Raw genomic sequence first — 478 nt, forward strand, 5'->3', positions numbered from 1 at the left:
ACGCGCTTGGCGTCCTCGACGGACGCACCCGTGACGTAGCCGGCAAGCCCATAGGGCGTGTCGTTGGCGATGTGCACGGCTTCGGCTTCGTCCTTGGCGCCGATGATGGTCAGCACCGGTCCGAAGATCTCTTCACGCGCAATCGTCATGTCGGGGGTGACGTCGGCGAAGATGGTCGGACGGACATAGAAGCCTTTGTTGACGCCCTCGGGCAGGCCCGGGCCGCCGGCGACGAGCGTTGCGCCCTCGTCGATGCCCTTCTTGATCAGGCCCTGGATCTTGTCCCACTGGCCGCGGTTGACGACCGGGCCGATGGTGGTGCCTTCGGCGCGCGGATCGCCGGCCTTGGTCTTGTCGGCGACGGCCTTCGCGATCGCGGCGACTTCCTTCATCTTCGAGGCCGGCACGATCATGCGCGAGGGCGCGTTGCAGGACTGGCCGGAGTTGTTGAACATGTGCATCACGCCGCCGGTCACCG

General features: G+C 66.5%; 1 protein-coding gene. It reads right to left on the reverse strand.

Annotated features, from left to right (window positions below; all coding sequences use genetic code 11):
* Nucleotides 1-478: aldehyde dehydrogenase family protein (locus AC0L3S_RS39155; RefSeq protein WP_473285304.1), on the reverse strand; the 478-nt coding region annotated here is incomplete at both ends.

The sequence above is a fragment of the Bradyrhizobium sp. Ken01 genome (assembly GCF_055807355.1).